Here is a 23018-nt window from a genome sequence, read left to right as displayed (position 1 = left end):
AAGTATTCCGCTACGGTGGTTCCGTTATAACTATCGAGAGGACAAGTGATCTTACTTGTCAAAAAGGGTGGCAACACGAGGTATCGTCCCTTTAATACGATACCTCTTTTTTTATTCAAAGAGGAGGAAAAAAAGATGATCGATATAAAATTGATCCGCGAGAATCCTGATTTAGTTCGTGAAAATATAAAAAAGAAATTTCAGGATCATAAACTGCCATTGGTAGATGAAGTTATCGAATTGGATAAGGAAAACAGAAAAACAAAGCAGGAAGCTGAAAATCTGAGAGCTGAACGTAATAAAATATCTAAAACGATCGGTGCACTGATGGCCCAGGGAAAGAAAGAAGAAGCCGAAGAAGTCAAGAAAAAAGTAAAAGAATTTGCCGGCAGATTGGAAGAGCTTGAAGCTAAAGAAGTGGAGCTGGGAGAAAAAGTAAAGAATATCATGATGGTCATTCCAAACATTATCGATCCTTCAGTACCTATCGGCAAAGATGATAGTGAAAACGTGGAAGTCCAGCGTTATGGAGAACCAAAAGTACCTGATTTTGAAATTCCTTATCATACTGAGATCATGGAAAGTTTCAATGGTATCGATTTAGACAGCGCAAGAAAGGTTGCCGGTAATGGATTCTATTACTTGATGGGTGATATTGCACGTTTACACAGTGCTGTAATTTCATATGCTCGTGATTTTATGATCGATCGTGGATTTACGTATTGTGTTCCGCCATTTATGATTCGCAGCAATGTGGTAAATGGAGTCATGAGCTTTTCTGAGATGGAAAATATGATGTATAAGATAGAAGGTGAAGATCTCTATCTTATTGGAACAAGCGAACATTCAATGATTGGAAAATTTATTGATACGATCATTGATGAAAAAGATCTTCCTTATACATTGACTTCCTATTCACCTTGCTTCAGAAAAGAAAAAGGAGCTCATGGTATAGAGGAAAGAGGTGTATATCGTATCCATCAGTTTGAAAAACAGGAAATGATCGTTGTATGTAAACCTGAGGATTCAAGCATGTGGTATGATCGTTTATGGCAAAACACAGTTGATTTTTTCAGAACCCTTGATATACCGGTGAGAACCCTTGAATGCTGTTCCGGTGATTTAGCCGATCTAAAAGTAAAATCAGTGGATGTAGAAGCATGGTCGCCAAGACAAAAGAAATATTTCGAGGTAGGTAGCTGTTCGAATTTAGGAGATGCACAGGCAAGAAGACTACAAATTCGTGTTAATAGTGAAAATGGAAAATATTTTGCCCACACATTGAATAATACGGTGGTAGCTCCTCCTCGTATGTTGATTGCATTCTTAGAAAATAATCTGAATGCAGATGGTTCAGTAAATATTCCGGTAGCCTTACAGCCATATATGGGTGGAAAGACAAAAATTGAAAAGAAATAATGTTTCACGTGAAACATCATAAAAGTGAGAGAATATCCTCACTTTTTATTTTATTCTGTGATAAACTAGTATTATGAAATATGCTGGGAGGAAAAATGAATAAAGAATACTATAAAGCATACAATGACAGATATAAGCAGGTGCATGATCATTCACTCCAATGGGCTTCAGATAATCCTTCAAATATCGTGTCAGATACAATTTTGGAATACCATATTTCACCAACAGATAATATTTTAGAACTCGGCTGTGGTGAAGGAAGAGATGCAGCTTTTTTATTAGAAAAAGGATATCATGTTCTCGCAACGGATGTGTCAGAAGAAGTTATTCAATACTGTCATAAAAAATATTCGAAATATTGTAATGAATTTAAAGTATTGGATTGTTTAAAAGATCATTTAGATGGAACATTTGATTATATTTATGCAGTTGCACTTTTACATATGCTTGTATTAGATGAAGATAGATATCAATTTTATAAATTCATATATGACCATTTAGATAATGATGGTATTGCTCTTATATGTACGATGGGAAATGGTGAATTTGAAAAGAAAAGCGATATCAATGAAGCATTTGAATTAGATAGAAGAATACATACTGAAACACAGAAAGAACTGATGATTGCACAAACATCTTGCAGGATCGTTAATTTTAATACATTTGTTAGTGAAATCAATTCTAGCTGCTTGAGCATTATTGAAAAAGGTAACACACACATAGAACCGGATTTTCCTATGATGATGTTTGCTGTCGTAAAAAAAGATAATGAATCATCTTTATAATAGTTATAAATACACGTGTTAAAGGATCACAAACACAGAATTGAAAAGATATAACTTTTACCTTGTATAAAGTAACAGAGTTATGTTATAATGTCATAGCTATCACAATGATAACTACTGAACCTGGTCAGGTCGGGAACGAAGCAGCCATAAGGTGGCGCTGTCATGTGTGGTAGCTTTTATTATAGGTGAAATATGGAAAAAAGATACATGGAGCTTGCTTTGAAAGAGGCAGAAAAAGCATTCAAGAAAGATGAGGTGCCGATCGGTGCAGTAATCATTTATGATAATCAAGTTATTGCGAGAGCACATAACTTGCGTGAAAAAAAACAGATGTCAACTGCTCATGCTGAAATACTGGCAATCGAAAAAGCTTGTCGCAAACTAGGAAGCTGGAGATTAGATGATTGTGAACTTTACGTGACTCTTGAACCGTGTCCGATGTGTGCGGGAGCAATACTGCAGTCTAGAATAAAAAAAGTAGTCTATGGTGCCAAGGACCCTAAGGGTGGATCCATTGAATCAGTAATGAAAATGTATGAAACGAAAGGATACAATCATTATCCGGAAACGCTCTATCTTGAATGTGAAGAATGCTCGAAGATTTTAAAGGATTTTTTCAAACAAAAAAGAATGAAATAGATAAACGATAATGATATAATAAAAAGCAGAAAGCAGGTGTTTTATGGCTTATATTGCATTGTATCGAAAATATAGACCAACGAATTTTGAAGATGTCGCAGGACAAAAGCATATTGTCAAAACACTTCAGAATGCTGTACAACAAAATCGTATTGCGCATGCTTATCTTTTTTGTGGACCAAGAGGAACAGGAAAAACAAGTACTGCGAAAATATTCGCAAAAATGATCAATTGTGAAAGTAAGACCAAGCGTCCATGCGGAAAATGTGATAATTGCCTTGCAATCCAACAGGGAAATCATCCTGATATCATAGAGATAGATGCTGCCAGTAATAATGGTGTCGATCAGGTTCGTGATCTGATTGAAAAAGTAAAATATGCTCCATTGAAAGGAAAATATAAAGTTTATATCATTGATGAAGTACATATGATGAGCTCGGGGGCTTTCAATGCCCTATTAAAAACGATCGAAGAACCACCGGCACATGTAATTTTTATTTTCGCAACCACAGAACCACATAAGGTGCTGCCGACGATCATATCCCGTTGTCAAAGATATGACTTCACAAAAATCAGCGTTAAGGATATGATGGAGAGCATAAAAAAAATATTGGAGAAGGAAAATATTCAATATGAAGAAGAAGCAGTGCGTCTTGTATGTCAGCTGGCTGATGGTGGAATGCGTGATGCATTAAGTATCGTTGATCAAGTTATTGCATATTCACTTGATAAACTTACCTGTGAGGCTATTAATGCAATTTATGGAATCGTAACTGTTCCTGAAAAAATAGAGCTTCTTCAGATGGTGTCAAATCAGGATGCCAAAGGTTGTATGCAGAAAATCAATGAATTTGCAGAACGTGGCATTGATATAAAAAGATGTACTAATGATATGATTGAAATATTAAAAGAAAGTGTTATCCACGATTACACAAAAGACGCTTCGTTGTGTACCATCTTAAATAAAGATGAGATTCATGATGCGAAGCTTGGACGGTCTACAAAGGAAAGATTGTCTATGATTGAAGAGTTGATCAAGGCTTATGATCAATATCGGTTCGCATCCAACATACAATCTTATTTTGAGGTGTGTCTATTGAATATGATGTCTATTGAAAATAAAGAAGTGAATGTTTCACGTGAAACATCTTCAACTGATGATATACCTGATATAACTGAAACTGCAGAAGAAAGTGCAATCGAGTCACCACCTGAAACAAAACAATCTGTAAAAAAAGAAATAAAAGGATTAGATCATGAATATATGATTTCATTGCTAGTAGGAGCTAATAAGACATATAAACATGAAGATTTATCAAAGCTAGAAAAGCTATCAAATTATTATCTTAGTCCGGCATGGGCAAGGTATGCAAATCTGTTACGAGACATGAATTTAGTTGCCAGCGGTAAAGAATATATTATCGTTGGTGTTAAGAACGAAGCAATTGCAAATGAAATCAACGAATTAGATGCTCAAGGAGCTTTTATAGATTTCATGGAAGTCCTATTATCAAAGAAGAAAAAGGTATTTGCTATTACAAATGAGGAACAGAAACAGCTTATCAACGAATTTATACAACGTCAAAAAAGTCATACGTTACCGGAAGCAGCTTCAGTAAAGCTGGAAGAAGATAGTCTTGAATTAGTGAAAAATCTATTTGGAGAAGAAAATATAGAAATAAAGGAGTAAGAAGATGAATATACAAGCATTATTAAAACAGGCTCAGAAAATGCAGGCTGATCTAAAAAAAGTCGAACAGGAATTAGAAGCCAGAGTTTATGAAGAAGAAAATGAGTTTGTTCGTGTTGAATGTGATGGAAAATATCATATCAATACGATCGAAATCAAAAATAAAAATCTAGAAGATATTGAAATGCTTCAAGACATGATTGCTGTTGCAGTTAATAAGGTCATTGAAAAAGCTAAAACGGAACATGAACAAGAGCTGTCAAAAATTACAGGCGGCGTTAAAATGCCGGGAGCATTCTAATGTATCCAGCATTATTTGAAACACTCGTAGAGAGCTTTAGAAAATTGCCGGGAGTTGGACAAAAGACAGCTGAACGTTATGCTTTTGAATTTTTAAAATGGGATCAGGAAGAAATTGATGAATTTTTAAAGGTTTGTTCTATAGCCAAAAAAAATCTCCATACATGCAAGATATGTGGTAATTTAGCGGAAGATGAACTATGTGAAGTATGTAAGGATACTACCAGAGATACGAGTACGATCTGTGTGGTTGAACAAGTGCAGGATTTAATCGCCATGGAAAAGACTCATGAATATAAAGGTGTCTACCATGTTCTTAACGGAGTAATCTCACCATCAAAAGGGATACTTCCGGATGACATCAATATAGATTCATTGATAAAAAGATGTGATGATACAATCTCAGAAGTGATCATTGCGACAAATCCAACAGTTGAAGGAGAAACAACAGCTTTATATTTATCAAAACTTTTGGAAAAGAAAAATATTCAAGCGACAAGAATCGCTCATGGCCTGCCGATGGGAGCTCATTTAGATTATGCAGACGAAATGACATTGATCAAAGCCATGGAAAACAGAAAAAAGATGGAATAAAAATCAGAGTAATCTGATTTTTTTTATGTGATATGAAAAAAATAGTATCATCATATAAATGCTTACTACACTTTATACAGATGGCCAAAGTAATTCAATTTGATTACTGGAACAATAATCAATGTACGACTGATCGGGCATTTGATCTGTGATGATGGTATGGAAAGCATTAACAGAAGCGAAAGTCGCTAAACCTGCCCGGCCAAATTTACTGTGATCGACTACAAGGATAGATTGTTGAGATTGTTTAACAGCCAAGCTTTTTATATCATGCTCACAAATATCAGAATTAGTAGCTCCTTTTTGTAAAGAAAAACCATTTGCAGCTATGAAAGCTTTGTCCAAGTTATATTTTTTTAATATCTTTACTGTATCATAATTTGCACAACAGTTTGTGGAATTAATAAATTCACCGCCAAGAAAAATAATCTTGAAATTTTTAAATTTCTTACATAAATATACGACATTCATATTGTTGGTGATTATTGTGATGTTTTTGACATTTTTAAGAGAGTCGATAATATGAATCGTTGTCGTTCCGGAGTCGATAAAAATAGAATCATTATCTTTGATCAGTGAAGCAGCTAATACTCCTATCCTGTGTTTCGATTGTATATTTCGATCGAACCTTTTATCATAAGGTATCGTATTGATGACTGCACGAACACCACCATAATGTTTCTCGATGAGTCCTTGCTTTTCCAGTATATCTAAATATCTTCTTAATGTACTTTCAGATAATTCAAACTGATATATCAGTTTTTCCATAGAGATTTCTTGTTCGGATTCAATGAGTTCTTGAAGCATGTTGATTCTTTCTTTTTTCATATCTTTTATTCCTCTTATTTATTACGTTCACATAATATCAGATATTTATTCAATCGGCGAGTTAAATATTAATAAAAATGAATAATTTCATCAAAATTATAATTAATTTTGTCAAAATTAATAAAAAAATTAGTGAATTTATTCAAAATATTATCATTTTGAATTGATTACTTTTTTTATAATCCATAAAATGAAAGTAGGACATAGATCTTTTCTAATCAGCGCTGAATCATATGAAAAGAGAAGGAGGGTAATATGTCAAAGAAAAAAATTAGTATAAGAACAAGTCTTATGACAGGTGTTTCTTATATGGTACCGGTGATCGTTGCAGGAGGACTTTGTATTGGTATTGCAAGAATTTTAGGCGGTTATGATGTTGGTAATGCTGAAGGTACAATTGGTTATATGATTAATCAAATCGGAAATGCTTCCATGTCATTTATCGTACCGGTTTTAGCTGCTGCGATTGCTTATTCAATTGCAGAAAGACCGGGTATTGCACCGGGTCTGGTAGCGGGTTATTTATCGACACAAATTCAGGCAGGTTTCTTAGGAGGAATCTTTGGAGGCTTGTTGGCCGGTTATGTTGTTGCGGCAATTATAAAATATATCAAGCTTCCTAAAACAATGCAGGGACTTATGCCTATTATTGTAATTCCGCTGATTTCAAGTTTAGTTGTTGGTTTAGTAATGATCGTATTAATCGGTCCTCCGATCGCTGCATTACAATCATGGATTTTAGCGACAATGACATCATTACAGGGTGGATCGAAAGCTTTGCTTGGCAGTATTATAGGTGCTATGATGGGCTTTGATTTAGGAGGTCCGGTGAATAAAACAGCTTGCCTGTTCGCAAATGGCTTATTAGCTGAAGGTGTATATGGACCAACGGCAGCTAAATTGGTCGGTGGAATGATACCTCCGCTTGGAGTTGCTTTAAGTGTATTGATTGCCAGAAAAAAATATACTCCTTCTGAACATGAAGCTGCAAAAGCAGCATTACCGATGGGACTTTGTTTCATAACTGAAGGTGTATTACCTTTTGCCGCAACAGATCCGATTCGTGTCATCGTTTCTACGGTTGCTGGATCAGCTGTTGGCGGAGCACTTACAATGCTATGGGGAGTTGAAAGTCAGATTCAGGCAGGTGGTATCTTTATCGTACCGTTCATGAATAAACCTTGGATGTTTATGCTGGCATTAGTTATTGGATCTATCGTAACAGCTCTCGTTTTAACATTATTGAAGCCTGCCAAACCAGTGACAACAGAAGAAACAGAAGAAACTGTAGAATTAGATATAGATATTAAATAAATAGCATGTCTGTTGTTTCATAAATACTTGAAACAACAGACATATCTTAGGAGAAATATATGAAATATTTTTTAGACAGTGCAAAAATTGATGAAATACGATATGCATATAAATATTTGAAAATAGATGGTGTTACAACAAATCCGAATCATATAAAAAATAGTGGTAAATCATTTAATAAAATATGCAAAGAACTGGCAGATGAGTTTAAAAATGTAAATTTTCCGATTTCTATTGAAATAGATCCACATATGGATAAAGCTGAGGATATGATCCGTGAAGGAAGGAAATATGCGTCATTATCTTCAAATTTTGTCATAAAGATTGCCTGTACTGAACAGGGACTGATTGCTGCGGAGCAATTAGTGAAAGAAGGAATCAAAACAAATATTACACTTGTTTTCTCTGTATCTCAGGCACTTCAGGCAGCTCGTATCAATAGTACATATGTATCACCGTTTATTGGATGGAAAGAAAACAACGGTGAAGATGGAGTCAGCTATCTGAAGAATATAAAAGATATCTATCAAAATTATGGTTACAAGACAGAAATCATAGCTGCGGCAGTACGTAATGGATATCAAATTGGAAAAATAGCTGCTTATGGTATTGATATCGTTACGGCAGGTTTAAGTGTTTATCAGGATAGCTTATATCATCCATTTACAAGCTATGGCATTCAGAAATTTTGTAAAGCGTGGGAGGAAACGAAGCAAGATGAATAAAGTAATAGGATTCATCGGTCTTGGCATCATGGGAGAAGCGATGGCTGCAAATTTGATCAAAAAGAGTGGATGTAAGGTCATCGTTTATGATATCATTCCTGAAAAAATAGAAGTTTTAACGAAATTAGGCGGTAAGAAAGCCAGTTCTGTGGAACAGTTAAGTGCAGACAGCGATATTATCATTACAATGGTGCCTGCCTCGAAACAAACGATAGAAGTGTATGAGAATATTTTGAAAGGCTTACGTAAAAATGCGTTGTGTATCAATATGTCAACGATTGAACCTGATACGCATTTGAAAATCGTAGATCTTGTTGAACAGAAACAGGCAAACATATTAGATGCACCAGTTGTGAAAAGTAAGGCAGCAGCCATTGAAGGAAAGCTTGGCATTTACGTCGGAGGAAGGGAAGAATGTTTCGCAGACTTGTTACCAATTCTTTCATGTATGGGTGAACAAATCAAATATATGGGAGGTCATGGTAAAGGACTCTATATGAAGATCTGTCATAATATGTTAGTTGCAGCTATTCAAAATGGAGTGAATGAAATGATGGTACTGGCCAGTAAAGCAGGGCTGGCATTAGAGGAGGTCATACCGGCAGTATCTATGGGTGGCGGTCAAAATGCCTATTTGGATACAAAAGGCGATATGATTCTTAATGAAAACTTCGAACCGGCTTTTTCCGTATTGAATATGCATAAAGATATTCATATCGCTAAGCAAATAGCTCAAGCATATGAACTGGTACTTCCAGCCTTAGATATAAGTACAGATATTTATGATCAGGCCGTAGAAAAATATGCTTCACTAGATTTTAGCGTAACCTATAAAGTTGTAAAGGAAAAAAATCACATATGAAAGAAAAAATAAAAATAGGTGTTGTTTGTCTTGCAAGAAATACCTATGATGTAGAAGCGGCAATACAGTTGTATAAAAATACACAAAAAGAATTGAATGAAAAAAAGGAGTATCATTGGATCATAGAAAAAGAAGTGATCATTGAAGATGAAGATGCGATAAAGAGTGCCTTAAAATTTAAGGCAGAACATATTCAGGCTTTGATACTGATCAGTGGCACCTTCCATTTAGGAACATTGGCTTTGAAATACAGCCAATATCTTTCCGTACCAATACTTTTATGGGGATATCCTGAACTTCCTTATGATGGCGGTAAGATACGATTAAATTCGTTATGTGGAGTGAATTTGGATGCAAGTAATCTTTATAAGGCAAATAAAAAATCATTTCATACTTCAATCCGATCAACTGTCGATGAAGCATTTTTAGATGCGATAAAGATTCAATATACTTTAAACCAAGCACATATCGGAATCATAGGACATCATGCTCAAGGTTTTTATAATATTGATGTAGATGAATTATCTATATATCATAAATTTGGTATTCTTATAGATCATTATGAATTAAATGATATCTTCCATATGAAAGAAGAAGAGCATGATGTTGAAGATTATATGATAAGAATAAAAAAGATCTTCGATCTTTCAGATATCAATGAAGCTCAATTATCAAAAACAGCGATATTGTGTGCCAAAATAAAAAAGTTTTATCATCAAAAAAAATTAGATGGATTAGCAATACGGTGTTGGCCGGAATTTGCAAATGGATATGGTATAAGTCCATGTGCAGCAATGTCGATCCTTCAAGGAGAAGAAATGTTGCTGGCTTGTGAAGGTGATATAGATGGATTGATTTCGATGATGGTCCATCAGGCATTAGGTTTAAAAACACCTTTTTTAGCGGATCTTTCACAAATTGATCAAGGTCAGAATACTATGCTGCTTTGGCATTGCGGTGTAGCTCCTATAACATTATGGGATGGTGTTAGCATTCGTTCACTTGATACATATTTCGCGCAAAACAGAGGAGTTACAACAGGATTTGTCTTAAAACAGGGACATGTTCAGCTTCTTCGTTTCGATAGCGTCCACGGTAAATATAGGATATTTATCTGTGAAGGAGATGCGATACCGATGCAGAAAGAATTACGTGGTACATATGCCAATGTGAAGCTAAATGCTCCTGTCATGGAAGTGTTTAACAAAGTAGCAGGAAATGGCATTGCTCATCATTTTTCAATGAGCTATGGACATGTACGAGAAGCGATACGCATGTATGCCAAGTTATATGATATTCCTTTGATTGAAGGATAAAAAAGTCTTGTTTTGAAACAAGACTTTTTAATAATAGCGCGTAAGAATATAAAAAATCATGAAAAAATTTGTGATCAGCAGAATGGGAACTCCGTATTTAAAAACAGCTTTTTGTGTTTTATGATGAAAACAAAACATAGCGATCAGCGTACCTAAGCTGCCACCAAGAAAAGATAATGAAAGCAGCACTTTTTCCGGTATGCGAAAAGCATGCTTTTTAGCTTTTCTTTTATCAATTCCCATATAAATAAAGGTAATGACATTTATTACAAATAGATAAACAAGCAGATAGGTCATCTTGAATGCAAGGTCCTTTTTATTTTACTTGCACAATTTTTTTCATATCTTAAATTTACCTGACTTAAAATCTTATTAAATTCAGAGATACCGTCATGTTCAGCTGTCTGTTCATATTCGATCTCATAATCTGTGATACCATTATATTCATTGATATCAAAGCATAATTCAGCCTTTTCTAATTCAACGACAGCCCGATAAGTAACACATTTACCAAGCTCCATGAGTGGTTTTTCAATGTTTAACTGGTCAAGAAGTCCCTTGATCTCGGAAGATTCAAAAGCCTTAGATGAATTTTCATTGACATAACATTCATATTCGTGATGGCCTTTAGGAGCAGGCGTCTTTAAAGTTATAAGGAAAGTATTATTTTTTTCACGTATTCTTAAAGCACATTTTTGATTTCTTAAGTCAAGATCTTCTGTATCATAATAATAATTGATTTGCTTGATAAAAGTTTTATCTTGATATAATGCAGATAATTTTTCAAAATCTTCTTTTGTCACAAGTATTTTATTTTCAACTTCTAAATTATTTATCATTTTCATCACCTATGTCTTTATGATACAATAGGTTAAGCAGAAAAGGAAGAAGGAAATGAAAAAGTTTGGTATTGTCGCAAAAAAAGATGAAACTTCGATTCAGATCGAACAAATAGTAAAAGAAAAGTTAACTGAAAAAGGCTGGGTGTATGATAAAAAAAATCCACAGCTAGTATTATGTATCGGTGGCGATGGTACATTTCTTTATGCCGTACATAAATATTTGGATATTATTGATAACTGCAGTTTCCTTGCCATTCATACAGGCACATTAGGCTTTTTTACGGATTATACGATTGATGAAGTCGATGAGTGTATTTTTGATGTCGTTAATAAAGAGCCGATTATCAGAAGCGTACCTCTTCTTAAAATAGTTTGTGAGAATGAGGCTTATTATGCTGTCAATGAAATGAGAATTGAAAATGTCGTGAGGACACAGCTGCTGGATGTGAAAATTGATGGTGTTCTTTTTGAAACCTTTAGAGGTACAGGAATGTGTGTTTCAACACAATCCGGATCAACAGCTTATAATCGTTCATTGAAGGGAGCCGTGATTGAAGAAGGCTTGAATTTGTTGCAGCTGCATGAGATCACAGGTATCCATCATCAGAAGTATCGTTCATTAGGAGTGCCTTATATCATGGATCCTCATCGGAAGATCGAATTTTTCAGTGATAATTTTCATGATGCGATTTTATGTTATGACCAAAAGCATTTGTTATTGGATCATGCGAAAAAAGTTGAAGTATCATTAAGTGATAAAAAAGTGCATTTCGCAAAATATCGAAACATCAATTATTTGGAAAGATTGAGAGATCTTTATTAAAAAAAGTGACTAGTCATAAACATAGTCACTTAATTTTTTTGCTTTGCTGGAAGCATTTAAGATAAAGCCTAAGGCTATAAAATAAGACAGTAGGGAGCTTCCGCCATATGAAACAAATGGCAATGTGATACCTGTAATCGGCAATAGACCGACGACCATCCCTATATTTTGAATCTGCTGATAAACGATCATACCTAAAAAGCCGCACATCATATATTTTTCAATGGCATTGTCAGATAAGACGATGATGCGATAAATACGATAATCAAGCAGGAAACATAAGCATAATAAAAATAAAGAGCCCACAAGGCCAAAGGATTGACCAAAAATAACAAAAATAAGATCTGTATTGGCTTCTGAAAGCTGGATGGTCGTTGGCTGCAGACCAACACCGGTCAATCCGGCAGAACCCAAGGCCAGTAGTGAAGTATAGAGCTGATGTCCATCCTCTAAGACGCTTTCCTCCGGATAGAACCAGCCGTCAAATCGTCTTAACTGATGATCCTGAAGAAAGATATTCAAGATATTACGCTGATAAAAATAAAGATATAAAAACAACAGAACAATGATGACGATTGCCGTAAAGAACACCAGAAACCATTCCTTGCGGATACCCGAGCATAAGACCATGAGGACGATACTGATACCGATGATCATAACAAGACCTGTGTCCGGCTGAAGAAGAATGAGGATCAAAGGCAATGCACAAAGCTTTGCAATCTTGATAAACAGCTGTATATCTTCTTCATAGCTGTTTTCGGTCTTATTCTCATTATGTTCATTAATGATCAGGGCTGTTTTGATGACTAAAACGATCTTCATGAACTCTGAAGGCTGTAAGCTTCCCAGACCCGGAATGTTATACCAACTGATCGCTCCGTTGATATCATCAATGAGTCCTCCGGGAAGATGGCGTCCGGTAAGCTTAAATAGCACCATATCAATGAAAAGGATGATCAAAAGCACCAGTAAGATCTTATAAATGATTTCAATAAAATCATATAAAGACTCATTACCAAAATATAAGATAACACCTACTGCTACCAAGCTGATCAAGACCCAGCGAAACTGTGTAAAAACAATATTTGACTGATAAGCTTGAAGCTGTTTTAAAGATGAATAAATCGCAACCAGACTGCAACAGACTAATAAACCGACAATTACAATAAGGATGTAGTCGTACTTCTTTGGTTCTTTCACGCGATGAAGATATTTATTCATGAAGTCACTCCTTCTTAAAAGTGTTGTTTGAACTGAACACTTAATAATGTTATTATATATGAGAGGTGATTGTATGTCAAAATGGCATTCATTATTAGAGATACTTCAATTTCCATTAAAAATGCTTTTTATTGGAACATTGTTGCTTGGAATAGGGACAATTGTCCTAAATCCTAATGTCACATTTTTGTGGCAGATCGATCATCCCGTTTTAATACAGGTATTTGAACTGCTTCGGTATATGGGGGCAAGCATTATTTATTTCTTTCCTTTCCTTGTCTATGTACATATTTTATCACACCGATATGAATCTTCGATGCTTGTAATGATCGGTGTACTTTCTTATTTGATCATTCATATTTCGATGGTATTCTTTTTAAATCCATCTTTGCCAAGTTATTTTTATCAATCGATCTTCAATATTACGGAAATTGATTTTAATCAGATTTCCGGTACGTTGTCATCAATACGGATGCCATATCAATTAGGAATCTTTGGTTATATACTTGCATTTGCAATCACGCATTTCTGTTATATACGCTCAAGAAAATATTCTATCTTCGGAATTACGTCATTTGTAGATCATGATGCGATGGCAGGAGTGATGACCATGATCGTCAGCGTGTTATGTGGAGTAGGTATTGCTTATGTATGGCCATTTGTTGCCAATACGATGAATACCTTTTTCGAAATCATTGCCAGTGATATTTCAAATCCGGTCAATTTATTGCTTTATGGCATGTTTGAAAGGATCAGTGCCATATTAGGACTTCTGGATATTCCAAGGCAGATTTTCTGGTTCAGTGAAATGGGCGGCAGCTGGCTGAATAATGTCGGACTGAAATTTTCAGGAGATGTGGCGATATGGACGGCTCAGCGTCAGGCGGGAATGAGTACGATGACCTCAGGAACGTTCATTACTCCTTATTATGTGATCAATTTATTTATCATACCGGCTTTTTATCTGGCTTATTATCGTCTTTGCAGCAATATAGAGGATAAGAAAAGATATATAGGATTTTTTATCATCGCATTTTTATTAACGATCCTTTGCGGTAATCCTTTACCGGCTGAAATCGTCATGCTGATCCTATCACCGATGCTTTATCTGATATATATCGTGATCGTTGGTCTTTTATATGCCTTCCTGCAAATGTTCCACGTGGTTGTCGGATATAATTTTTCGGAACTGCTGATATTGGCTGATCCGGGAAGCGGTCTGGATTTGTTGGAATATTTAAGAAATCCATATATCGCATATAACGTGTATAAGCTATTAGCTGTTGGATTGATCATTGCCGTTATCTTTTATTTCCTTACAAGGATTTATTTTAAGAAATATGCTTTAGGTTTATTCCAGATGGTGGATAAGGATAAGATCTGTGCCGAAATCGTTGAAAATCTCGGCGGACTCGATAATATCATCGAGGCCCATTCGACACCGGATAAGCTGACGATCAAATTTGTGAACCGTGAAATGGTAGATTATGATTCCTTGAAGAATAAAGGAGCTTATTTATTGCTTGAAAGCAGGAATGGTTATTTGATACGTATCGGTAATATCTCAACGATGGTCAAAGATTATATCGTGCGTATGAAGAAAGAAACCATTCAGGAATTTCCACCTGTTCAAAATGATACGAAAAAAAGTGAAACAAACGAATAAAGACCTACTTTGAAAGGTCTTTTTTTGATATAATAGAGTGAGGCAGGAGTGAGTTTCTTATGAGCGAAGAAGTAAAATATACCCCTATGATGATGCAGTATCTGGAGGAAAAGAAAAAATATCAGGACTGTATCGTATTTTATAGATTAGGTGATTTTTATGAAATGTTTTTTGACGATGCGAAAACGGCGGCACAAGAGCTGGATCTTGTTTTGACCGGAAGAAATGCAGGTGTGGAAGAGAGGGTTCCGATGTGTGGGATCCCTTATCATGCGGCAAACGGTTATATTCAAAGATTGACGCAGAAGGGATACAAGGTTGCGATCATTGAACAATTGGAAGAACCGGTGGCCGGTAAGATCGTTCAGCGAGGCTGTATCAAGATCGTTACTCCCGGAACATGGATGGAAGAAGGCGGAGATGAAAAAGAGAGTTATTTCATTGCTTCCATTGCTGATACACAGTTTGGCTTATCGATTGTTTATTGTGAAATTACGACAGGAGAATGTTACGGACAAAAGGCAGACCGCAGTGTTCAGGCATTGACACGATTATGCTTAAGCAAGAATGTCCGAGAGATCGTTGTGTCTTCTCATTTTGACAGTAAATTCAAAAAGGTCATCGAGGATCTGAATATCACCCTTTCAACAAATGATAATCTTTATATGCATGATGTATATGAAGATTTGGTTTCACATATTGATGATGAGGGAATTATAAATGCTTTTGCTCAATTAACGAATTATCTTGAAGAAACACAGAAGATGGTCATGTCACATTTAAGTAAGGTTGAGATGATCAGTGAAGAAGAAACGATGCAGATGGATTTTTCCACGAAACAGAATCTGGAGCTGACACAGACCTTACGTACAAATTCAAAATCACAGACGCTTTGGTCATTTTTAGATCATTGTGAAAGTGCGATGGGAAGTCGTATGCTGAGAAGATGGATCGAAGCACCGCTCATTGATATGAAGGAAATTAATAAAAGAGAAGATGCCATTGATTATCTGAATGGCAACTTCATCATAAAGGATGAGTTGAAGGAATATCTATCCAATGTCTATGATCTTGAAAGGTTATGTGCGCGAGTTGCCATATCAACAGCAAATCCACGTGACTGTGTTCGTCTGGCACAGACGCTTTCAGTAATACCAAAGATATTAGACATCATTCGTGAATGTAAGCCTTATGCCTATCTGGCTAAATGTGATCCATGCCAGCCCCTCTATGAGAAGCTGAAGGACGCATTCGTAGATCAGCCAAGCATCCATGTCAAGGATGGTAATATATTCGTAGATGGATATGATGAAGAGCTGGATGAATATCGAAGACTTGGAAAAAATGGTCAGGAATGGATCTTAGAGTTTGAAACGAAGGAAAGAGAAAAGACACAGATCAAGAATCTAAAGGTCGGTTATAATCGTGTTTTCGGTTATTATATAGAAGTTTCTAAAGGAAATGTACCTTTGGTCAAAGATGAATACGGGTATGTCCGTAAACAAACATTGACAAATTGTGAGCGTTATGTGACACAGGAATTGAAGGATCATGAGGATGCGATCCTGCATGCTCAGGAAAGGGCGATCCGTCGTGAAGTCAATCTGTTTAATGAATTGATTTCTCAGATCAAGAGCTATTTGCCGAAGCTGCATGAATGTGCCAATGCCTGTGCGATCATTGATTGTCTTTATTCATTGGCAGTCGTATCAAATGAAAATGGTTATATTCGTCCTGTATTTACGAATAAGCATGAAATTGAAGTTATTGACGGACGTCATCCGATATTAGAAAAGGTCATTAAAGGAAATCGTTATATTCCAAATTCGTTGGTCATGAGAGAAAATGAAAATATTAATATCATCACAGGTCCAAATATGGGTGGTAAATCTACTTTTATGCGACAGATGGCAAGTATCGTGATATTGGCTCAGATCGGCTGTTTTGTTCCTGCGAAAAAAGCATTGTTGCCTATTTTCGATAAGATCTTTACAAGAATCGGTGCCAGTGATGATATCATGAGCGGACAGTCAACCTTCATGGTAGAGATGATGGAAGCCAATCAGGCTCTGACACATGCTACTGAAAATTCATTGATTCTGTTTGATGAGATCGGACGTGGAACATCAACCTATGACGGTATGTCATTGGCACATGCGATGATCGAATATATCGATCAGACGATTCGTGCGAAAACACTTTTTTCCACTCATTATCATGAACTGACATCTTTGGAAGAGGAATATGATACCATTCGTAATCTGCATGTTGAGGTTCATGAGGAAAATGATCATGTTACCTTCCTTTATAAAGTGCTTCCGGGCAAGGCAGATAAAAGCTATGGTATCAATGTAGCACGTCTGGCAAAACTGCCTGAATCCATTCTGGAAAGGGCGACTCAGATATTGGCAGGTCTTGAAAGTCAGACGAAGCTGGATTTAAATCTGGCAGGACATTATGAGTTTAAAAAAGAAGAAAATGTATTTGAAAAACAGCTTTGTGATCAGATTGCACAGATGGATGTAGATGCTCTTTCACCGAAGCAGGCATTAGAATATCTATATAAGCTTCAGGAAAAGCTGAATCAAAGATAAGGAGGTCCTATGGCCAAAATAAGACAATTAAGCAAGCATATCACCAATATGATCGCTGCCGGAGAAGTTGTGGAAAGACCGATGGGGATCGTTAAGGAATGTGTAGAAAATTCTATTGATGCGCATGCGACACATATTGAAGTACATATTCTGGATGGAGGACTTTCAAAAATTACAATTATTGATGATGGAGATGGCATGGATCGTGAAGATGCGGCCATGGCATTTGAACGTCATGCGACAAGCAAGATCAAAGAAGAAAGCGATCTGTGGAATATTCATTCATTAGGATTTCGTGGGGAAGCCATTCCTTCGATAGCTTCTGTCAGTGAAGTAACGATGAAAACTAATAATGGCAGTGAATCAACGATGATTCAGGTTTTTTATGGTGAAAGAGTGGCCTATCAGAAATATGCAACACCGAAAGGGACACAGATCGATATCGAAAATCTATTTGCGAAGACACCGGCCCGTTATAAACATTTAAAAACGACTCAATATGAATTTTCATTGATCAGCGATGTCATTCAGAAATTTGCTTTAGGATATCCAAATATATCCTTCCTTTTAACTCACAATCATATTGAAACCTTTAAAACAGGGGGAAAAGGAAATCTGCAAGAAGTCATCTTTCAGATATTCGGCAGAGAGGCCGCTAAAGGAGCGATCCCTCTTTATGGCAAGGATGATGATTATACGATTGAAGGCTATGCGATCCAGCCAAATATTAATCGGGCAACTAAATATTATATGTATGTTTATATCAATCAGCGTATGGTTCGTCATCCACGCATCTATAAGGCCATTCAGGATGCTTATCATGCATATATGCCGCAGGACCGCTATCCGATCGTTGTCTTAAATGTAACGATGGATGCGCAGCTTTTAGATGTCAATGTCCACCCATCAAAATGGGAGGTTCGTTTATCAAAAGAAAAGCAATTAGAGAATTTAGTTTATACAACGATTCAAAATGCACTTAAAAATAAATTGCAAATACCTGAAATGCAGCCGGTAAGAGAAAAGATCAAGGTTGAAATGCCAACCTTTGATATCTATCCAAATGAAACAAAGCTGCATCAAGAAGTGCATGAAAGCTTTACAGAATATCGAAAAACCGAAGAAGATACTTTGAAAGATGAAAAAAATATAGATGATCCAAAGAAAGATGTCATGGAAGAAATTCCAGAACCACAAAAGGAAGAAAAAAATATGGATTTTACGGAAGAAGTGAAACCTGCCGTAAATCCATCCTTTCCGATTCTTAGTGTTATCGGCCAGTTTCACGGCAACTACATACTTGCACAGGGAGATAAGGGATTGTATATCATCGATCAGCATGCCGCACAGGAAAAATATCACTATGAGGTACTGCGTAACAATATCTTTAAGCCATGTGATATGCAGACACTTTTAATACCTGAAATCATCAAGGTATCCCCGGCCATCCTTGTTCAGCTGGAAGATATCAATAAGATGCTTGCCCATATGCAGCTGAAATGTGAATGTTTCGGTGAAGATGCGGTTATATTGCGTGAAGTTCCGATATGGCTCAAGGATACGGATATCACTAAATTTATGCTGGATATTTTTGACTATTATCAGAAAAACCAGCAGATCCAAGCCGAGAGTCTGCGTAAAGCAGCTTTGGCATCACTGGCCTGTCATTCCAGCATTCGTTTTAACCGTAAGCTCAATATGGATGAAATGAAGCAAGTGGTCGAGGATTTAAGAAAATGTGAACAGCCTTTTACTTGTCCACACGGTCGTCCGACCTTGATTTGTATAACGGATGAACAGCTGATCAAAGAATTCAGTCGTTAAGGGAGAAATTATGAAAAAAATAATCATTCTGGTAGGACCGACAGGCGTAGGTAAAACGAAATTAAGCCTTGACCTTGCAAAGAAATATGACAGTGAAATTATCAGCGGTGATTCGATGCAGGTCTATAAAGAAATGACGATCGGGACAGCGAAAATAAAGCCTGAAGAAATGCAAGGCATCGTTCATCATATGATTGATTGCTTTTCTTATAAAGATGAATTTAATGTCAAAGTATTTCAGAGTGAAGCCCGGAAGTATATTGAAGAAATCAGCTCGAATAACAAGCTTCCGATCATTTGCGGAGGAACAGGATTGTATATCAAATCACTTTATTATGACTATGAGTTTGCTGATGAAGAAGAGGATAAGGATTTTAAAGCCTTTCTGCAGTCAAGAAGCAATGATGAATGTTATGGGATGTTGAAGGTGGTGGATCCTAAAGCATGCGAAACGATTCATAAAAACAATCGTAAACGAGTTGAAAGAGCGTTGATGCGTGCTCATTTAGGAAATAAGAAAAGTGAAAAGGAAGAAGCTCAACAGCATCAGCCAATTTATGATGCCTATGTGATCGGGCTCACTGCCTCACGTGAAACACTCTATGAGCGTATCGACCAGCGTGTTGATAAGATGATGGAAGAAGGTCTTTTGGAAGAAGTAAAATCGTTGATTCATGATGAATCTGATTGGAATCTCCAAAGCTTACAGGGAATCGGTTATAAGGAATGGAAGAATTATTTTCAAAATGAAAGCTCACTTGAAGAAACCGTAGAACTCATCAAAAAAAATTCCCGTAATTTTGCGAAACGGCAATATACGTGGTTCAATCATCAGATGAAAGTACATTGGTATGATATTGAAGAAAGGGATTATGAACAACATATATTCAAAGACATAGATCAATGGATAGAAGGTTAAGAGCATCATTCAAGAAAGCTTTTGAAAGGTAGAAGTGTAAAACTGGATGATCTCTTTAGTAATGCATACAAGATTTTAAGACCGTTGATATAAACATTTAGCTCCATATCTTTCGTGGTATGGAGCTTTTTTATAGAAATATATTGGAAATATGTTGTCAAGAATGTTTATTTTCATGACTATTGATCCATAATTGGATCTGTTTTCTTACTGGTGGTGAAATATTATCAGGGATGTTTTCAATTGAAAAGAATTGCAAATCATCAACCTCACCCTTTTGACATGTAAGGGTTCCGGAATAATTGGTACATAGAAAGACGATATCAATATTAGATACCTCATCACCATTTGGATAAATATAATGCAGATCTTTTCCGCTGAATACACCAAACAGCTCCAAGTCATGAGCCATTAATCCGGTTTCTTCCAAAAGTTCTCTTTTAGCAGCACTTTCTACTTCTTCATCTAATTCAACAGAGCCGCCGGGATAACCCCAGCAATGATTATCACTTCTCAATTGAAGCAGGATCCGGTTATTTTTATCTTCTACGATGACGCTTGCTCCAACCTGAAGAAGAGGCCGGTGTCCGACGATTTTTCGTAGATCCATGATATAAGATGACATATTTATTCTCCTTTAAGCATACCTAATCATAACGTTGTTAAATTGAAATGTAAAGCTCGAAACAACAAACAGTTGAGATGCATACAACCAAGAGTTGTTGTGTTCAACTGCTAAGTTATTTACTTTTATCTATGCGGATCTTAAAATTAGGACAGAAAGAAGGAAACCGCTATGAATAAGTTCAGCATATTATCAACATTGAAGAAACAACTTCAATTGATCAAAGAAGTAAAGATGAGTTATTTATATTTATGTTATGCATTAAGTGCAATTTTTGGAGGGATGATACCGATCATATCAGTATTCTATGCAAAGCTGATCATTGATGTCATTCAAGGTTCAAAGAATGAGCAGGAGTTGATCATAAGGGTCGTTGTATTGACGATGGCGAGCGTGATATGTTTTTCAATAAAAACAATGATAGGAGGTTTTGCCGGCAGTAAATATATCCGTCTGCGCCAAAATGAGTTCAATCGTTGTGCCAGGCTGTATCATGATGTTGATTATAAATATATCGAAGATTCTCGATTTCAAGATCATGTAAATGTAGGGTTTCGGGCTTTGGAGAGTGATGGCCGCGGCTTCCAGCACGTTTATTCCATGTTAGGTATATTGGCAGCGGATTTTGTCAGTATCGTACTTTTCTTTGTGTTGATCAGTCAATTCAGTATTTGGATAGGAATTATCTGTATCGTGGCTGCATGTATGATAACGTGGATCAATCGTTCGATTTCTAATTATGCACATACTAAAGAAGATGACGAAGCCAGGGCTTTCCGTCAGGCCAATTATTTCAATAATACATGTTCTGATTTTGCTTATGGTAAAGATATACGAGTATTTGAGCTTAAATTTCCGCTTCTAAAGATCTATCAGGATAAATCGAAGCAATATGTACAGGTCATTCGTGAAATAGAAGATAAGAAGTTAAAAATCGGATTCTTCGAGCTGGCTGTTCTTTTGATCCAGGATGCAATTTCTTATTATTTGATCGTCCAAGGCTTTTTTCAAGGACAACTGAGTTTAGCTTCTGTATCTTTATATCTGTCAGCGGTTGTCGGATTTACGACGATCATGCGTACCTTTTCAGAAAATCTGTCAATCATGATGACAGATCTTAAGCTAAGCAGCACTTATTTCGAAATGGTGATGGATCAAAGCTATTATAGTGAAAATACAGGGAGAATGGCCTTTGATAAAGAAACACCGATTGAAATTGAATTTAAAAATGTCAGTTTCCGATATCCAAATACAAAAAGATATATCCTTAAGGATTTTAATTTTAAGATCCATGCGAAAGAAAAGCTGGCGATTGTCGGTACAAATGGTGCAGGGAAAACAACGATCGTAAAACTTATCTGTGGTTTGTTTGAACCGGAAAGCGGTGAAATACTTATCAATGGAATCAAAGCATCTGAATTTTGTAAACAGGAATATTATAAAATGTTCAGTGCTGTATTTCAGGATTTTGAAATATATGCCGGAAGCATTCTTGAGAATGTGATTGGCAATGATACGGATGAATCATCAAAAGAGAGAGGAAGGATGTGTCTAAAGCGTGTGGGGCTGGAAGAAACAATCGAAAGCCTGCCGCATGGCTATGATACATCCTTGGTGAAAAGCATCGATCCAAAAGGCGTCGATCTTTCAGGCGGACAGAAACAAAAGGTAGCAATCGCCCGTGCCTTATATAAAAACGGCAATGTCGTGATCCTTGATGAACCGACAAGTGCTTTGGATGCCCTTGCGGAAGCTGAGATTTATCAGTCCTTTGATGATCTGGTTTCAAATAAGACAGCCATCTATATTTCTCATCGGCTTTCATCAACGAAATTCTGTGATAAAATTGCATTTTTTGATGAAAACGGATTACAGGAGTATGGCACTCACGAAGAGCTGATGGCTCTAAAAAAAGGTTATTATCATATGTTTGAAGTACAAGGACAGTATTATCAGAAGGGAGAAGCGAAGGATGAAAGAAAAGAATGTCTTGCCTAGATTTGTGAAATTCGCATATCAGGCCCATAAA

21 protein-coding genes, 1 other RNA gene and 1 other annotated feature (1 of these 23 only partly in view) are annotated in these 23018 nt (G+C 36.2%); of the genes, 17 read left to right on the top strand and 5 right to left on the bottom strand.

What is annotated here, in order from left to right; translation table 11 throughout:
- Window positions 1-94 (top strand) — a binding site (T-box leader); it begins 112 nt to the left of the window's first position.
- Window positions 95-135: 41 nt separating this feature from the next.
- The 7 genes from serS (at window position 136) to recR (ending at window position 5430) form a co-directional block, all read left to right on the top strand.
- Complete coding sequence (serS, locus tag ACZYT3_RS03165) at window positions 136-1419, top strand: serine--tRNA ligase (protein WP_464087660.1); 1284 nt, start codon at window positions 136-138, stop codon at window positions 1417-1419.
- A gap of 95 nt (window positions 1420-1514) precedes the next feature.
- Window positions 1515-2204 carry a class I SAM-dependent methyltransferase gene (locus ACZYT3_RS03160; RefSeq protein ID WP_464087659.1) on the top strand — a complete coding sequence of 230 codons (690 nt, stop codon included), beginning with the start codon at window positions 1515-1517 and terminating at the stop codon, window positions 2202-2204.
- A gap of 94 nt (window positions 2205-2298) precedes the next feature.
- An RNA gene (gene ffs / locus ACZYT3_RS03155) (signal recognition particle sRNA small type) lies at window positions 2299-2388 on the top strand.
- Window positions 2389-2399: 11 nt separating this feature from the next.
- The gene (locus ACZYT3_RS03150) at window positions 2400-2846 is read left to right on the top strand and encodes a nucleoside deaminase (RefSeq protein WP_464087658.1); all 447 of its coding nucleotides are present in this window, start codon (window positions 2400-2402) and stop codon (window positions 2844-2846) included.
- Between the two features lie 43 nt (window positions 2847-2889).
- A complete protein-coding gene (dnaX, locus tag ACZYT3_RS03145) occupies window positions 2890-4536 on the top strand; it encodes a DNA polymerase III subunit gamma/tau (protein WP_464087657.1) in 1647 nt (548 codons plus the stop codon).
- A gap of 4 nt (window positions 4537-4540) precedes the next feature.
- Window positions 4541-4837, top strand: coding sequence for a YbaB/EbfC family nucleoid-associated protein (locus ACZYT3_RS03140; RefSeq protein WP_294560956.1), 297 nt, complete (start codon window positions 4541-4543; stop codon window positions 4835-4837).
- On the top strand, window positions 4837-5430 hold the full coding sequence (gene recR / locus ACZYT3_RS03135; protein WP_464087656.1) for a recombination mediator RecR: 594 nt from the start codon (window positions 4837-4839) through the stop codon (window positions 5428-5430). The genes ACZYT3_RS03140 and recR overlap by 1 nt, the downstream gene beginning before the upstream one ends.
- Window positions 5431-5502: 72 nt before the next feature.
- Here recR and ACZYT3_RS03130 read toward each other — a convergent pair whose 3' ends face one another.
- Window positions 5503-6258 (bottom strand): DeoR/GlpR family DNA-binding transcription regulator, encoded by a 756-nt coding sequence (locus ACZYT3_RS03130; protein WP_464087655.1) that lies wholly within the window; start codon window positions 6256-6258, stop codon window positions 5503-5505.
- 255 nt (window positions 6259-6513) lie between these two features.
- Here ACZYT3_RS03130 and ACZYT3_RS03125 point away from each other — a divergent pair, with 255 nt between their 5' ends.
- The 4 genes from ACZYT3_RS03125 to ACZYT3_RS03110 are packed head-to-tail and all read left to right on the top strand — an operon-like array spanning window position 6514 to window position 10475.
- On the top strand, window positions 6514-7572 hold the full coding sequence (locus ACZYT3_RS03125; protein WP_294560953.1) for a PTS fructose transporter subunit IIC: 1059 nt from the start codon (window positions 6514-6516) through the stop codon (window positions 7570-7572).
- Window positions 7573-7631: 59 nt separating this feature from the next.
- Window positions 7632-8297 (top strand): transaldolase family protein, encoded by a 666-nt coding sequence (locus ACZYT3_RS03120; protein WP_464087654.1) that lies wholly within the window; start codon window positions 7632-7634, stop codon window positions 8295-8297.
- On the top strand, window positions 8290-9159 hold the full coding sequence (locus tag ACZYT3_RS03115; protein ID WP_464087653.1) for an NAD(P)-dependent oxidoreductase: 870 nt from the start codon (window positions 8290-8292) through the stop codon (window positions 9157-9159). Before ACZYT3_RS03120 ends, ACZYT3_RS03115 begins: the two co-directional genes overlap by 8 nt.
- Entirely contained in the window at window positions 9156-10475 is a 1320-nt protein-coding gene (locus tag ACZYT3_RS03110) for a hypothetical protein (protein WP_464087652.1), read from the top strand. Before ACZYT3_RS03115 ends, ACZYT3_RS03110 begins: the two co-directional genes overlap by 4 nt.
- A 27-nt stretch (window positions 10476-10502) precedes the next feature.
- Here the strand turns inward: ACZYT3_RS03110 and ACZYT3_RS03105 are convergent, their stop codons facing one another.
- Together ACZYT3_RS03105 and ACZYT3_RS03100 are read right to left on the bottom strand one after the other, a co-directional pair.
- The gene (locus ACZYT3_RS03105; RefSeq protein ID WP_464087651.1) at window positions 10503-10772 is read right to left on the bottom strand and encodes a DUF1294 domain-containing protein; all 270 of its coding nucleotides are present in this window, start codon (window positions 10770-10772) and stop codon (window positions 10503-10505) included.
- Window positions 10769-11314, bottom strand: coding sequence for a CYTH domain-containing protein (locus ACZYT3_RS03100; protein WP_464087650.1), 546 nt, complete (start codon window positions 11312-11314; stop codon window positions 10769-10771). Before ACZYT3_RS03100 ends, ACZYT3_RS03105 begins: the two co-directional genes overlap by 4 nt.
- Before the next feature lie 55 nt (window positions 11315-11369).
- Here ACZYT3_RS03100 and ACZYT3_RS03095 point away from each other — a divergent pair, with 55 nt between their 5' ends.
- Window positions 11370-12140 carry an NAD kinase gene (locus tag ACZYT3_RS03095; RefSeq protein WP_464087649.1) on the top strand — a complete coding sequence of 257 codons (771 nt, stop codon included), beginning with the start codon at window positions 11370-11372 and terminating at the stop codon, window positions 12138-12140.
- Between the two features lie 9 nt (window positions 12141-12149).
- Here the strand turns inward: ACZYT3_RS03095 and ACZYT3_RS03090 are convergent, their stop codons facing one another.
- Window positions 12150-13361, bottom strand: a complete 1212-nt coding sequence (locus tag ACZYT3_RS03090; protein WP_294561707.1) for an FtsW/RodA/SpoVE family cell cycle protein — start codon at window positions 13359-13361, stop codon at window positions 12150-12152.
- 73 nt (window positions 13362-13434) lie between these two features.
- On the opposite strand from ACZYT3_RS03090, the gene ACZYT3_RS03085 reads away from it, so the two are divergent.
- The 4 genes from ACZYT3_RS03085 to miaA are packed head-to-tail and all read left to right on the top strand — an operon-like array spanning window position 13435 to window position 20364.
- Window positions 13435-15027, top strand: coding sequence for a hypothetical protein (locus ACZYT3_RS03085; RefSeq protein WP_464087648.1), 1593 nt, complete (start codon window positions 13435-13437; stop codon window positions 15025-15027).
- A gap of 59 nt (window positions 15028-15086) precedes the next feature.
- Window positions 15087-17621, top strand: coding sequence for a DNA mismatch repair protein MutS (gene mutS / locus ACZYT3_RS03080; protein WP_294561705.1), 2535 nt, complete (start codon window positions 15087-15089; stop codon window positions 17619-17621).
- A gap of 9 nt (window positions 17622-17630) precedes the next feature.
- Window positions 17631-19445, top strand: coding sequence for a DNA mismatch repair endonuclease MutL (mutL, locus tag ACZYT3_RS03075; protein ID WP_464087647.1), 1815 nt, complete (start codon window positions 17631-17633; stop codon window positions 19443-19445).
- Window positions 19446-19455: 10 nt separating this feature from the next.
- A complete protein-coding gene (miaA, locus tag ACZYT3_RS03070) occupies window positions 19456-20364 on the top strand; it encodes a tRNA (adenosine(37)-N6)-dimethylallyltransferase MiaA (protein WP_464087646.1) in 909 nt (302 codons plus the stop codon).
- Window positions 20365-20521: 157 nt separating this feature from the next.
- Here miaA and ACZYT3_RS03065 read toward each other — a convergent pair whose 3' ends face one another.
- Window positions 20522-20989 carry an NUDIX hydrolase gene (locus ACZYT3_RS03065; protein WP_464087645.1) on the bottom strand — a complete coding sequence of 156 codons (468 nt, stop codon included), beginning with the start codon at window positions 20987-20989 and terminating at the stop codon, window positions 20522-20524.
- Window positions 20990-21160: 171 nt separating this feature from the next.
- On the opposite strand from ACZYT3_RS03065, the gene ACZYT3_RS03060 reads away from it, so the two are divergent.
- The gene (locus tag ACZYT3_RS03060) at window positions 21161-22987 is read left to right on the top strand and encodes an ABC transporter ATP-binding protein (RefSeq protein WP_464087644.1); all 1827 of its coding nucleotides are present in this window, start codon (window positions 21161-21163) and stop codon (window positions 22985-22987) included.
- The last annotated feature ends 31 nt before the right edge of the window (window positions 22988-23018 follow it).

The organism is Traorella sp. mt218 (assembly GCF_055420025.1).
This window is presented reverse-complemented; position numbering and strand designations above follow the sequence as displayed.